The organism is Bacillus sp. CPT56D-587-MTF (assembly GCF_058792335.1).
In genome coordinates, this window is record NZ_JBYTEF010000001.1 from 4,793,263 (window position 1) to 4,806,851 (window position 13,589).

12 protein-coding genes and 1 pseudogene are annotated in these 13,589 nt (G+C 34.4%); 1 reads left to right on the forward strand and 12 read right to left on the reverse strand.

The features are described 5' to 3' along the window. Positions 1-21: 21 nt before the first annotated feature. The 7 genes from AC3WVZ_RS24800 to tnpC form a co-directional block, all read right to left on the reverse strand. Positions 22-1,458 carry a S41 family peptidase gene (locus tag AC3WVZ_RS24800; RefSeq protein ID WP_000830313.1) on the reverse strand — a complete coding sequence of 479 codons (1,437 nt, stop codon included), beginning with the start codon at positions 1,456-1,458 and terminating at the stop codon, positions 22-24. A gap of 118 nt (positions 1,459-1,576) precedes the next feature. After that, positions 1,577-2,470, reverse strand: a complete 894-nt coding sequence (gene ftsX / locus AC3WVZ_RS24805; RefSeq protein ID WP_000645027.1) for a permease-like cell division protein FtsX — start codon at positions 2,468-2,470, stop codon at positions 1,577-1,579. Then, positions 2,460-3,146 carry a cell division ATP-binding protein FtsE gene (gene ftsE, locus AC3WVZ_RS24810; RefSeq protein WP_000594321.1) on the reverse strand — a complete coding sequence of 229 codons (687 nt, stop codon included), beginning with the start codon at positions 3,144-3,146 and terminating at the stop codon, positions 2,460-2,462. Before ftsE ends, ftsX begins: the two co-directional genes overlap by 11 nt. Before the next feature lie 285 nt (positions 3,147-3,431). After that, complete coding sequence (cccB, locus tag AC3WVZ_RS24815; protein ID WP_000727971.1) at positions 3,432-3,755, reverse strand: cytochrome c551; 324 nt, start codon at positions 3,753-3,755, stop codon at positions 3,432-3,434. A 439-nt stretch (positions 3,756-4,194) separates the two neighbouring features. Continuing rightward, a protein-coding gene (prfB, locus tag AC3WVZ_RS24820; RefSeq protein ID WP_096001716.1) for a peptide chain release factor 2 occupies positions 4,195-5,293 on the reverse strand; the annotation gives its coding sequence in 2 pieces (ribosomal slippage) (positions 4,195-5,220 and positions 5,222-5,293; 1,098 coding nt in all). Positions 5,294-5,437: 144 nt separating this feature from the next. Continuing rightward, a complete protein-coding gene (gene secA / locus AC3WVZ_RS24825; protein ID WP_000579385.1) occupies positions 5,438-7,945 on the reverse strand; it encodes a preprotein translocase subunit SecA in 2,508 nt (835 codons plus the stop codon). 470 nt (positions 7,946-8,415) lie between these two features. Beyond that, positions 8,416-9,819, reverse strand: a complete 1,404-nt coding sequence (gene tnpC / locus AC3WVZ_RS24830; RefSeq protein WP_233935410.1) for an IS66 family transposase — start codon at positions 9,817-9,819, stop codon at positions 8,416-8,418. A gap of 113 nt (positions 9,820-9,932) precedes the next feature. On the opposite strand from tnpC, the pseudogene AC3WVZ_RS24835 reads away from it, so the two are divergent. Then, positions 9,933-10,082, forward strand: a pseudogene (locus AC3WVZ_RS24835) (tyrosine-type recombinase/integrase); the annotation flags it as partial. Here AC3WVZ_RS24835 and AC3WVZ_RS24840 read toward each other — a convergent pair. From AC3WVZ_RS24840 to AC3WVZ_RS24860, 5 genes are all read right to left on the reverse strand, one after another. Then, positions 10,079-10,606: a hypothetical protein gene (locus AC3WVZ_RS24840; RefSeq protein ID WP_033671094.1), complete on the reverse strand. Its 528-nt coding sequence runs from the start codon at positions 10,604-10,606 to the stop codon at positions 10,079-10,081. The pseudogene AC3WVZ_RS24835 and the gene AC3WVZ_RS24840 overlap by 4 nt on opposite strands. A gap of 41 nt (positions 10,607-10,647) precedes the next feature. Beyond that, positions 10,648-11,286, reverse strand: coding sequence for an ATP-binding cassette domain-containing protein (locus tag AC3WVZ_RS24845; protein WP_000371033.1), 639 nt, complete (start codon positions 11,284-11,286; stop codon positions 10,648-10,650). Between the two features lie 3 nt (positions 11,287-11,289). Continuing rightward, positions 11,290-12,045, reverse strand: coding sequence for a hypothetical protein (locus AC3WVZ_RS24850; RefSeq protein WP_233936604.1), 756 nt, complete (start codon positions 12,043-12,045; stop codon positions 11,290-11,292). 71 nt (positions 12,046-12,116) lie between these two features. Further along, a complete protein-coding gene (locus AC3WVZ_RS24855; protein WP_000466505.1) occupies positions 12,117-12,812 on the reverse strand; it encodes a hypothetical protein in 696 nt (231 codons plus the stop codon). Next, positions 12,799-13,587 (reverse strand): hypothetical protein, encoded by a 789-nt coding sequence (locus AC3WVZ_RS24860; RefSeq protein WP_000120052.1) that lies wholly within the window; start codon positions 13,585-13,587, stop codon positions 12,799-12,801. The genes AC3WVZ_RS24855 and AC3WVZ_RS24860 overlap by 14 nt, the downstream gene beginning before the upstream one ends. Positions 13,588-13,589 lie beyond the last annotated feature (2 nt).

The window sequence follows — 13,589 nt, forward strand, 5'->3', positions numbered from 1 at the left end:
GCAAACTGCCTGTATTTCTTCTTATTTTGCCATTAATTTTAATGCTGACTGTAATTGTAGATCATTTTCTCCAGAACGGATTTTTTCGATAATTTTAGTTTGAATCGCTTCAGCTGTCTTTTTATCAAGCTGTCCCGTCGCTTCCATTTCATTTGCATTTTGGAATGCTTTCAGAGCCGATTCTGTCTCTTTACTAAAGTATCCATCTTCACGACCTGGTACATAACCTAAGCTCTTAAGCATTTCCTGAGCATGTTTTACTTGTACATCATTTGAATTGTATGAAAGTGTTTTTTCAATTTGAATTGGTGTCGCATGATAATAATTTGGTTGCTTCACTTCTACTGTTGGCGCGATTCCTTTTTTATGAATCCAGTTCCCATCCGGCGTTAACCATTTAAACATCGTTAATTTAATGTTGCTGCCGTCTTTAAATGGAACAGCTTGCTGGACAGTACCTTTACCAAATGTCTTTTCACCAATTAAATCGTATCCTTCTCCTTCTTTTAACGCACCCGCTAAAATCTCTGAAGCAGAAGCACTTCCATTATCAATTAATACTGAAATTGGATATGGTTTTCTCTCTTTCAGTTCCGTAGAGAATTTCTTCTTCTCACCATTTCGCTGCTCTACTTGTAGCATCGGCTTTTTATTCGTCATAATTTCCCCTAGTATATCTTCTACACTATTTAAGTAGCCACCAGGATTACCACGCACGTCAATAACTAAGCCTTTTATATTTTTCTTCTCTAACTCTTTTAACTGATCCTTAAATTCTTTCGCTGTATTTTCAGCAAAAGAAGTGATTTGCATATAACCGATATCTTTTCCGCTCTCTTGCTTCACAGAACTAAACACTGTAAAGATCGGAATCTTTTCACGCTTAATTTTAAATACAATCGGATCAGTTACTCCCGCACGTTTAATTTCAATTGCGACAGTCGTTCCCTTTTTACCACGAATTTTTAATACTGCTTCTTCACGTGATAAGTCTTTCACACTGTTTCCATCTACAGATAAAATTTGGTCATTCGGTTTAATTCCTATCTTTTCTGCTGGTGAACCTTTAATTGGCGATACGATAATAAGCTTACCGTCCGTCTTGTTCACCTCAGCCCCAATCCCCTCTAATTCGGGATCAAGCGATTCACTAAACTGCTTGGCTGTTTCTTTATCCATATACGTGGAATAAGGGTCCTTCAGCGTAGACAACATACCTTGTATTGCACCTTCAACTAACTTTTCATCTTTCACGTCTTCCACATAACGTGAATCAATTAGTGCATACGCCTCATTAATTTTTGCCAAATTCCCTTGCGCAGTGCTAGCATTCCCACTCGAAATTGTTTGCGTTACTTCTGATGGGTTAACCCCAAATACAGACATGCCTGCAAACATTCCGCCAGCACCAATTAAAAATGCAACAACCATTCCAATAATTGCAACTCTACGTTTCAATGCGGAATTCCCCTTTCCAAAACACACAGGTGGTGTAGCAAAAGGCATCACACAGTGTGTGATGCCTTTACCTATTTCTACTATATGATAAGCTTGTACGAATTATGTTTGCAACTTTTTATACTTTTAAGAAGCGACGAATTGACATTACACTTCCCCACATACCGATTAAAGCACCGATTAACACTAGTAAACCAGCTAATTGGAATACGAATGGACTGTATGGTAGAAGCTCGAAAATTGTTCCGCCAAGTTTTTCATTAAACACACCTTGCAACGAATTATACGTAATTAGAATTAGGCCAATTGGAATAATTGATCCTAATACTCCTAAGAATAATCCCTCTAGCAAGAATGGCCAACGAATAAACCAGTTTGTTGCACCAACAAGTTTCATAATTTCAATTTCTGTACTACGAGCATAAATTGTAATTTTAATTGTATTAGAGATTAAGAACATCGCTGTGAATAAAAGACCAGCAATTAACGCAATCCCAATGTTACGACCAGTTTTTACAGTATCAAATAATCGTTCAACTTGCCCTTTTCCGTACTGAACATTACTAACAAACTGCATTTTTTCAACCTTCTTCGCGATTGTCGCTGTATCGGTTGGTTCTTTCGCTTTTACAACGAATACGTTTTTAAGTGGGTTATCTTGTTCAAATAACTCAAACGTTTTTCCACTATCACCTAAGCTTTTAATTAAACGTTTTAACTCTTCTTCTTTAGAAGAATATTTAATAGAATCTACTTTTGCAATCTTACTCATATCTTCTTCTAATTTCTTTTGATCCGCTTCTTTTGCAGCTGGATCAATGTGTACACGAATCTCTACATCTTGCTCTACTTTCGTCGCAAAATGGTTCATATTCATAATCGCTGTTAAAAAGACACCTACAAGTAATAATGTAACTGTTACTGCACTAACAGAAGCAAATGTCATCCATCCGTTACGTGATAGATTCTTTACACCTTCTCGCAAATGTCGACTAAGGGTCTTAGCCTTCATATCCGTATCCTCCCTCAATCTCATCTCGAACAATTTTTCCGCCTTCAATCGCGATTACACGATGACGGATTGTATTTACGATATCTGCATTATGCGTCGCCATAACAATCGTTGTGCCGCGCTCATTAATGCGAGTAAAAATATTCATAATATCAAGAGCTGTTTCAATATCTAAGTTACCTGTTGGCTCATCGGCAATTACAACCTTTGGTCTATTTACAATTGCTCTTGCAATAGCCACACGTTGTTGCTCCCCGCCCGAAAGCTCACTTGGAAGTGCATCTGCACGATCTTCAAGGCCTACAAGACCTAGAACTTCTGTTACACGCTCACGAATTGCATCCGGTTCTTCTTCAATTACTTCTAAAGCAAACGAAACATTCTCATATACCGTTAATTTAGGTAGCAATTTGAAATCTTGGAAAATCACGCCTAATTGACGACGGAAATACGGAACATCTCTTTCTGCCAATGTTTCGATAGTAAGTCCATTTACATTAATAGATCCTGTAGATGGTTTCTCTTCACGATACATCATTTTAATAAATGTAGATTTTCCGGCTCCACTCGGTCCAACTACGTATACGAATTCACCTTGTTTAATGTTAACTGTAAGACCAGCAATGGCTTTCATACCATTCGGGTACTCCTTATAAACATTCGTCATTTTTATCATTATTTATCACCCAATACTTAATGATTTTTTTCGAAATACTTTTCTGTACATCTGAAAACAAAAGACATCCTTCATTTTCATTTAGTCATCCTTGTTGAAGATAGTTTACTTATGCTTTCTCATAAGCAATACCACTCTATGTAATATATTTCAGCAAAATTCTACAAACCCCATTGTAACATCAAACGGTTTCCAATTTGGATACATTTTTGTTACAGTTATGTTACATACCAGAAAAAAGGAAAACGAGTTGACTATATTATCAACTCGTCCATTTCACCTTTTTTATTTATGTTCAGCTAACCATTCAGACACTTTTTTCGCATCTTCACCTTGAATAAGTCCTGGTGACATTGAACCGCGGCCTTTTTTAATAATCTCTTCGATATCTGCAGCGTCGTACTTACCGCCTACTTTTCTTAAATCAGGTCCAGTTGCCCCTGATAAATCTGTTGCGTGACATCCCGCACAACTTCTTTGGAAAATTTGTTCTGCGCTGTCTGTGCTTGCAGACTGTTTCGAAGACTTACTCTCTTCTTTATTTCCGCATGCTCCTAAAGCAAAAACAACCGATGTCCCTAGCGCAATAGCCAACAATTTCTTTTTCACTTCTATCGCTCCCCATTGTTGATATTCTTTTTATTCATAACACACTCATTTTCATTATAAGCATTATCTTTATATAGAAAAACTAAGGTGTATTTCATATTCCTCAAAAATACAGTGAGAACCTTGATAAAATAATGCTTTCATAAGTTGTTTCAATTCTGTGAACAACTTAAAAAACTCCTATAAAGCATCCTTTTTAAAAGGAAAATTAGAAAGTTCTATATAAATCTTTATCATATTACCGCTCTATTTTACTATTCTCTACTTTTTACAAAACAATATACAGCATTGTAATCTACATATAATCCCATCAAAAAGAGAAGTTGTCGTTCCCAACTTCTCTTCCTCTTTACTTCATCTATAAAAATAAAATCAAATTCTTTATATCCTCTATTGTCCTCAGCATGCGCCAACAATTTCGTTGGCTTTTTTTCGCTTATTAGATGCGAGAACGTAAGTAAGCATCAATAAATGGATCAATCTCTCCATCCATAACAGCTTGTACGTTACCAACCTCCGTATTTGTACGATGGTCTTTTACAAGAGAATACGGGTGGAATACGTAAGAACGGATTTGGCTACCCCATCCGATTTCTTTTTGCTCTCCGCGAATTTCATCTAATTCTGCTTGTTGCTCTTCTAGTTTCTTTTGATATAATTTCGCTTTTAACATTTTCATCGCATGCTCACGGTTTTTAATTTGAGAACGCTCCGACTGACATGTTACAACCGTATTTGTCGGTGTATGTGTAATACGAACTGCTGAATCTGTCGTATTTACGTGCTGTCCACCAGCTCCACTTGCTCGGTACGTATCAATTTTTAAATCTTCTGTACGTACTTCGATTTCAACTTCATCATTGAACTCTGGTACAACTTCACAAGATACGAATGATGTATGACGACGCCCTGAAGAATCGAATGGTGAAATACGTACAAGACGATGTACACCTTTCTCTGCTTTTAAGTAACCGTAAGCGTTATGACCTTTAATTAATAAAGTTACACTCTTAATACCAGCTTCATCACCTGGTAAATAGTCAACCGTTTCTACTTTGAATCCGCGTTTTTCAGCCCAGCGTGTGTACATACGTAATAGCATAGAACCCCAGTCTTGCGACTCAGTTCCACCTGCACCTGGATGTAATTCTAAAATCGCATTATTTTTATCATAAGGATCACTTAATAGTAACTGAAGCTCATACTCATTCATTTCTTGAATTAAGCCTTTTACTTCTGATTCTAATTCCTCATGTAAATCTTCATCATACTCTTCTTTTAAAAGCTCATGCGTGATTTCTAAATTTTCGAACGTCTCATCTAACTGACGGAACTTTCCAACCATATCTTTTAACGCATTCGCTTCATTAATTACAGCTTGTGCTCCTTGTTGGTCATCCCAAAATCCTGCGCCCATCATTTTCTCTTCTAATTCTGCAATTTGTTTCTCCTTAGTAGGGAGGTCAAAGAGACCCCCTAAAAGCCGCTAATCGCTTAGCCATTTTCTCTAATTCCTGTCTAATTTCTACTAATTCCATTTCCTTCACCTCTATGTAATTGCTGTTACTTTCGTATGAAAACAAGGGAAACTCTCTCCACTTATTACGGAGAGAGTTTAATCCTTCTTAATTATACATTTTTGATATAAAAGTTTGCAAAACAGCCAAAGCTACCGTCCTATATTACTGAACGATACCACAGCAGTTTTTATATTTTTTACCACTACCACATTTACATAAATCGTTGCGGCCCACTTGGTCACCTTTTACAACTGGCTTTTTCTTTGCTTCTTCGCCATCGCTAGAAGGATGAACAGCTTCACCTTGAACAACTTCTTGACGTTCTAAGTTTTGTTCAATTTCAGCTTTCATAATGTAACGAGAAATTTCCTCTTCAATAGAAGCAACCATTGACTCGAACATCGCGAACCCTTCCATTTGGTACTCACGAAGTGGATCAATTTGACCGTAAGCACGTAAATGAATACCTTCACGAAGGTGATCCATCGCATCAATATGCTCTGTCCATTTTGTATCTACAACGCGGAATACAACAACCTTCTCAAACTCACGCATTTGCTCTTCTGGCATAAGCTTTTCTTTTTCATTGTATCGCTCAATTAATTTCGCAATAATTGGCTCGCTCATTTCCTCAGGAGCAAGGCGACGTAATTCTTCTTCTTTTACATCTCCGTCTTGAAGAAGGTTTGTATTTAAGTAGTCAACAAGACCTTTAATGTTCCAATCTTCTTCAATTTCCTCTTGTGTATGAAGAGCAACAGCACGTTCTACTGTAGATTTCATCATACCTTCAATGATGCCGCGTAAGTTGTCAGACTCCATTACCTCTTGACGCTGTTTGTAAATAACTTCACGTTGCTGACGAAGTACATCATCATATTGCAGTAACTGCTTACGTGCATCATAGTTATTTCCTTCAACACGTTTTTGTGCAGATTCTACCGCACGAGAAACCATTTTACTTTCAATCGGCTGAGAATCATCCATACCAAGGCGGTCCATCATTGCTTTCATATTATCTGAACCAAATCGGCGCATTAATTCATCTTCCATCGATAAGTAGAACTGCGTAACACCAGGGTCCCCTTGACGACCAGCACGACCACGTAACTGATTATCAATACGACGACTTTCGTGACGCTCTGTACCGATAACTGCTAAACCAACGTTTTTCACATCGTCTCCAAGCTTAATATCTGTACCACGACCTGCCATGTTCGTCGCGATTGTTACAGCACCTTTAATACCAGCCTCTGCAATGATATCTGCTTCACGAGCATGGTTTTTCGCATTTAAGATGTTATGACGTACACCTTTACGCGTTAACATTTTTGAAATAAGCTCTGAAGTTTCAATTGCAACTGTACCTACAAGAACAGGTTGTCCTTTTTTATGACGATTTACAATATCCTCAACAACAGCATTGAACTTACCTTCCATTGATTTAAAGATTAAATCGGCACGATCATCACGAATAATCGGTTTGTTTGTCGGAATTACAATAACGTTCATATTGTAAATGTTACGGAATTCCTCTTCCTCTGTTTTCGCTGTACCAGTCATACCAGATAATTTTTCATACATACGGAAGTAGTTCTGGAATGTAATTGTTGCAAGCGTCATGCTTTCATTTTGAATTTCTACACCTTCTTTTGCTTCAATCGCTTGGTGTAATCCTTCGCTATAACGACGACCTTTCATAAGACGACCAGTGAATTGGTCTACAATTACGATTTCGCCTTCTTGTACAACATAATCTGTATCACGATGCATAACAACGTGTGCACGAAGCCCCTGATTAATATGGTGAAGAAGTGCTACATGTTTTAAATCGAATAAGTTTTCAATATGGAAAGCTTTCTCTGCTTTCGTAATACCATCTTCTGTTAGCATTACATTTTTCGTTTTCACATCAAATGAATAATCTTTTTCATTTTCTAACGTACGAACAAATGCATTTGCAAACATGTATAGCTCTGTTGATTTTTGAGCTTGTCCTGAAATAATAAGCGGCGTACGTGCTTCATCGACTAAAATAGAATCGACTTCATCGATAATAGCAAAGTGAAGTGGACGTTGAACGCATTGCTCTTTATATAAAACCATGTTATCACGTAAGTAATCGAATCCAAGCTCATTATTTGTGCTATACGTAATATCAGCAGCATAAGCCTCTTGTTTCTCTTCGCGTGACATACTATTTAAGTTAATTCCTACCGTTAAGCCAAGGAACTCATGAAGTTGTCCCATTTCGCTCGCATCACGTTGTGCTAAATATTCATTGACTGTAACAACGTGAACACCTTTTCCTGTTAAAGCATTTAAATATACAGGTAATGTAGATGTTAACGTTTTACCTTCACCCGTTTTCATCTCAGAAATATTCCCTTCATGTAAGGCAATACCACCCATTAACTGTACGCCATATGGACGCATTCCAAGAACACGAGTTGCCGCTTCGCGAACAACTGCAAAAGCTTCAGGTAGTAAATCATCTACTGTTTCACCTTTTGTTAGACGTTCTTTAAATTCAAGCGTCTTTCCTTTTAATTGTTCATCAGTTAGTGGCTTAATAGATGACTCTAATGCATCAATTTGCTCAACTGTCTTTTGCATACGTTTAATTTGGCGTTGATTTACATCAAACACCTTTTTTAAAATACCGATCATAGGAAATACGCTCCTCTTTTTATTAAAATAAAACTTCCGATTGTTTTTCTTTTTCTCTATTACAATCAGTCGTTATAAAAATCAAATGTATGTTATGCCAATTTTTCTCCTAATTAAAAAAACTAAAATGTATATACCTAATGATAATTGTAACACTTGTCTTATAACTATGACAACAATCGGCAAGATGTCGGGCCTCATATTCAGAAAAAGTTTTTATTTCATTTGTTACGTTCCTTTTCTCTGTCTCGCTATTTCAATTTCACGTTACAAATTTCGTATTAAATCTAAGTCATATTCTTTCAAGTTTCCTTTTAAAGAATATGACTACCAAAAATTCCTTAATAAAATCGTAACTACTCAGCTTAGTTAGGAAAAAGGGCATACCAAATACATGTTTTCCATTCGAAAACATGAAAAAGAAAATACTTCAATAAGAAAAAGAATCTAGATCAAATAGAGAAATTCTCTTATAAAGTCATGCGATTCCAAGGAATCGTTCCGGTTTCTATAACCTGGCCTATCGCTTGTAAGACAGATTGTTTTTGTTTTTTCATGGTACTCATAAAGCTTCGTATCTGACAAAAAGATTCTGCGCCTTTTTTACTTCGGAAAGTTCCAGACACTTTCTGTTTTACTTTCGTCATTCGGATATCCCGTTCCGCTTGATTGTTATCAAATGGAATGTCTGGATGTTCTAAGAATGCTAAAATTCTGTCAGCATATTTGACGAAGCGATTCCATAAATTTTGAGCAGGCGTCTGCTTTCTTTTCTTTTTTAATTCTGCAGAAAAGACTGGTTGTTCTTTCAATATGGATTGATAAACGATAAATAGATTCTGTTGCTCCGATTTTGGCAGACTTCCTTTGTATTGCTTTTTCAGCGTGAAAGCCTGCGTTAGAAATTTCTGCATCTGTTGTGCCCATTTTTGTCCGGTACTATCTATAATTCCTTGCAAATCTCGCAAGAGATGGGCATTACATAATACATGACGACAATCTGTATACGCATCATACGATTTCCAACCATCATGCATTGCAATTCCAGAAAAAGACGGTAAAATTTCTCCCGCATTCATTGCTTCCTTTCCGCGTTTTTGATGAATATGTTGCAATGTCACCTCCGGTGTACTAGCAGTATGTAACCATTGTGTTTTATTTTCTACTCGCATACCGGTTTCATCAAAATGGACAACAGGAGACTGAAGAATCTTGTCTTTTACTTCTTGGAGAAAGGGCTGTAATTGAGCCGAAAAACTGTTTGTATGATTTATCAAAGTTCCTTCACTAATCGAATGTCCAAAACAATCTTGAAAGAATTCTTTTGTGCGTTTCAAAGAAAGACACTGATAATGTGTTAAATAAGGAACCAGTCTTTTTATATTTGGACCATATTGGACAGGACGAGAGACGGTAGAAGGAAACAGGGCTCCTTGGATGGCATGGCAATGTGGGCATTCTTTTTGTGACACTTTATGTTCCGTCACTTCTATCTGGATAGGTGGTAAATCATACACTTGGCGAATGCGGTATCCTTTTACAGGTTCTTGGTGTAAGGACGTGTTACAACAAGTACAATATGTAGGAGAATACGTAATTGTATGGTCTGGAGTCGCTGTCAAACCAAGAGTATGTCCTTTGTGGCCCAACTGGCCACCAGTTTGACGATGAGACGATTTGCGTAAACTTTTTGTAACAGGCTTACGCAAACCATCTGTAGAAGGTGGTTTATGACTATTTGTAGAGTTTTTTTTTGAAGCATTTTCTAGTTCGAGTATCCGTTTTTCTAACTTAGAAAATGTTTCTTCAAATAAAGAAATAACAGCTTCAGGTCCCTTTTTATATGCATCTAAAATGATTTTTCGATCGACCATCCTATTCACCTCCCTGTTTGATATACTCAGTATTTACAAATAGGAGGCATATGAAACTAGTAAAATTTAAAAAAACACCAAAAGGTAGCTGAGTAGTTACATAAAATCTAAATCAACAATTACAAAAAGCCGGAAACTTCGCAGGTGTAGCATCCATAGATACTTACACCTACAAAAAAACCCCGACTTTAAAAGATATTGTTATGTTGCAAGATCTACAAACAACATTAAAATATAGCTGTATCAATCATAAATTTTATTAATTTATCGGTATTTCTAATTCATGATATTTCCCTTCCTTATCTTTTATACACGAAATGAATTTCACTTTAGTTGATTCATTTGAAAAGTTTTTATAATTTTTATAAGGGTCATCTCCTATAAAATAATTTGTCCCTATATACCCTCGTACTGTTTTACCAGCAGGTATTACAGGATCAAACTGATATTTTTTAGGTAATTCCATTGAATAAGGGATTAAATTATAAAACTCACCTATTTTAGAATAAAACATTGTATCGGAAATAGACTTATTACTAAGCAAGTTAATATCTCGATTTGTTGTATTTGTAATATCTAAAGGTAAAACATACGTCACTACTTCACGGTCTTCATAGGGGTCATAAACTTTTGTAGGATCAAGAGGATTAAGTGCATGAAACGTAACTCCTTGCCCATCTTCAAAAGTTCTATTAGATAAAAACTCATCTTTTACCACTTTATAAGATTCATTATTAAGATTTAATGTTTTAAATCTTAATAAACTAGCAAATATACATAGCAACAGACACAATCCAATACTTATTAAGATATGTTTTCTCGTCACTCTTAATCTACCAACTTTCCATTATTAACATGTACAATACGATCTACCATTTCATTATCTAGAACATGCAAATCATGACTGGCTACAACAATAGTCGTTCCCTTGGCTTTTTCTACTTTCAAAATATCTAAAACATCTTTTATCCCATCACTATCTAAAGCATTAGTTGGCTCGTCTAATAACAGTAATTTTGGTTGTTCCATTAAAGCTTGCGCTATCCCTAAACGTTGTTTCATACCTAAAGAGTATCTTTTATACTTTCTCTTATCTGTTTTATCAAGCCCAACCCTTTGAATAATATTATAAATCTCCTCATCGGAGATTTTATTGTTAATCGATGATAAAAATTTCAAGTTCTGAAAACCAGTATACCCTGGAATAAAACTTGGATATTCAATCAATATTCCCATAGAATCAGGAAATTGCTTTTGTTTTCCAATTATTTCATTATCTATATAAACAACTCCAGAATTCAAACGCATTAACCCTGAGATAGCGCGTAAAATCATCGTTTTACCAGAGCCATTATGCCCCTTCAAAACTAAAAATTCGCCTTTTTTTACTGACAAATTAATATTATCTAACACAACATTTCCTTTTAATCTTTTCGTCATACATTCACATTTAATATAATTGTCCATAAATTATTCACCTATCACATCTAGTTTTTTAAAACAAAAACTACCTAATAAAATCATTACAACAACAATTACTACCCCTATTAGGAGTAAATCATTCCATTGAATAGATTGATTATTACCTAAAGTCAATTGAATTGAACTGTGATCAACAAAATACCAACGATTTGGCATAACAAAAGAGCCTAAAAAATAAATACTATGAAAGAAAATAGACAAAAATAGGTACAACAACATTAGTACAAAAACAATAGTTATCAGTATATAAAAAGTTAAAAACTCAAAAATCAAAGCTAATAAAAAACTTATAATTATTTGAATTAGCATAGTACCTAATATTTTATAAGAAAATTGACTATATAAAGAACTCTCGCCAAAAGTAAGCAAATAGTACACCGTAAACCAAATAAAATACATAACAACCCAAATACAAACTATGTAAAAAAACAAAGATAGCATTTTCGTTAACCACAGAAAATGCTTCTTCTTAACACGAGGAAATAAATAAACACCATTCTGTTGAATATCTGAAAAAGCAAAATTGCCTACAAGCAACAAAGGAGTGATTTGAAAGAATATCCAATAAAAAGGGATAGAAAATCGCCCCTCCTTATAAAAATAAGATAAATCCACAAAGTCTACTCCATGAAAAAATCGATAAAAGGTAACATCTACTAATACAGATTCTTTACCATTACTAAGAGGCTGATTGTATAAAAAAGCAATTGCAATAATAGCATAAATTAAGAATAAAAAAGCCATTATCTTGATGGAATCTCGAAACCTTACATGTAAATCTCTTTTTAACAAATAATATAAGATCATAATGTAAACTAGATCACCTCTGTCTCATCATTCATAGAAATATAACTTTTTTTAGATAAAATCCATACACTTATAAAAAAGATAAAAAGACAGACAAATAAGCGTATACATATACCAGTAGCATCTTCAAAGACATTTATATAAAAAGCATTTGTAAATAAAAATCCATGTAATATAAATCTATCTAATAAAACAGCAGTAATCATACATATTATTACAAGTAAACTAGGTAAAAATAATTGCAATAAAGCACTTATCATACATATAAAAACACTCGCAAATAATTGAATGCAAAATAATAATGGATAATTTACATCAACACTAGTTACAGCCATCATATTTGACATCAAAAACAACTGTAAAATCATACTCCCAGCAAAAAAGTAAACAAAAACAAATAGCTTCAAATAATATATGGAAACTAATTTCAATGCATTATTCACTCTGTAAACAACATAAATACTAAAAAAATTCGACATAGAATATACAGAAAAAACGATAGTTAAAGGAATAAATATAGTCGATAAATTATAAAACGACATAACCTTATACAAAACTTCCAATTCGTTCATTTTCTCTTTTATAATTCCGGTTTCAAAATAATTGAACAAACAACCAATGATACTGACATTAAGTAAAAAGAGAATACTTAACCAAACATATTTCATCCTTATAGTTTCTTTCATAACATTATAAAAGAACATGCTTCCTACTCCCCCGTAAATAAAGAACTACAGAACAAAACCAAATACATAACAGTACACTAAGAAAAATTTGTAATTCAAAAAAGCCAAAATCTTTAATTAAATAATCTTTAGGATTGAGAATCCCTTTTCCAATACCAAGCCAAAAAATATGTAAAATAAATGGAACTAAATAAACAAAATAAACTCGTTTTATAAAAAACGAAACTGATAAAGCTAAACTCGAAAAAACTGCACCGTATAAACTATTTAAAAATACATACATTAGAAAATATAAAGTAGGATACTCATAATAAACCGTATTAAATTGAGCTGTTGGTGAAACAGTAGCCGCCATATAATTTAATATCGGATGCGGAGCAACTGTCGGATAAGTCATCGCATATAAATAAAAATGAAATAGTAAAGGGACACTTATAATAAAAAAAGATACTATAAAATTAATACAATAAAGTAATCTAAAATAATGACGCGTTCCCATCTTAGAAATGACAGGATAAATAAATCCATAATTTTTATCAATTCTATAAATCCCAGCTACAGCCATTGCAGAAATCATAGGAAATATAAGTAGATAAAATTCACTATAAAATGGTAATCTATTAAAATGTAAAATGTTAGATAAATATGGAGATACCTTTATAATCCCAGCATCATTAAATCCTTTAGTTGTCACAAACATAGCAATATATTGAGCAATAACAATTACTAACATAATAAATACAGACAACCAAAACATCCTACCTTTTAAAATCCTTCCTAAAAAGTAACTCATCT

What these genes read in the sequence shown, in the direction of transcription:
- ftsX (WP_000645027.1), bottom strand. Translation starts at nt 2,470, where the DNA reads ATGAAGGCTAAGACCCTTAGTCGACATTTGCGAGAAGGTGTAAAGAAT.
- ftsE (WP_000594321.1), bottom strand. Translation starts at nt 3,146, where the DNA reads ATGATAAAAATGACGAATGTTTATAAGGAGTACCCGAATGGTATGAAA.
- secA (WP_000579385.1), bottom strand. Translation starts at nt 7,945, where the DNA reads ATGATCGGTATTTTAAAAAAGGTGTTTGATGTAAATCAACGCCAAATT.
- tnpC (WP_233935410.1), bottom strand. Translation starts at nt 9,819, where the DNA reads ATGGTCGATCGAAAAATCATTTTAGATGCATATAAAAAGGGACCTGAA.
- AC3WVZ_RS24845 (WP_000371033.1), bottom strand. Translation starts at nt 11,286, where the DNA reads ATGGACAATTATATTAAATGTGAATGTATGACGAAAAGATTAAAAGGA.
- AC3WVZ_RS24850 (WP_233936604.1), bottom strand. Translation starts at nt 12,045, where the DNA reads ATGGCTTTTTTATTCTTAATTTATGCTATTATTGCAATTGCTTTTTTA.
- AC3WVZ_RS24855 (WP_000466505.1), bottom strand. Translation starts at nt 12,812, where the DNA reads ATGTTCTTTTATAATGTTATGAAAGAAACTATAAGGATGAAATATGTT.
- AC3WVZ_RS24860 (WP_000120052.1), bottom strand. Translation starts at nt 13,587, where the DNA reads ATGAGTTACTTTTTAGGAAGGATTTTAAAAGGTAGGATGTTTTGGTTG.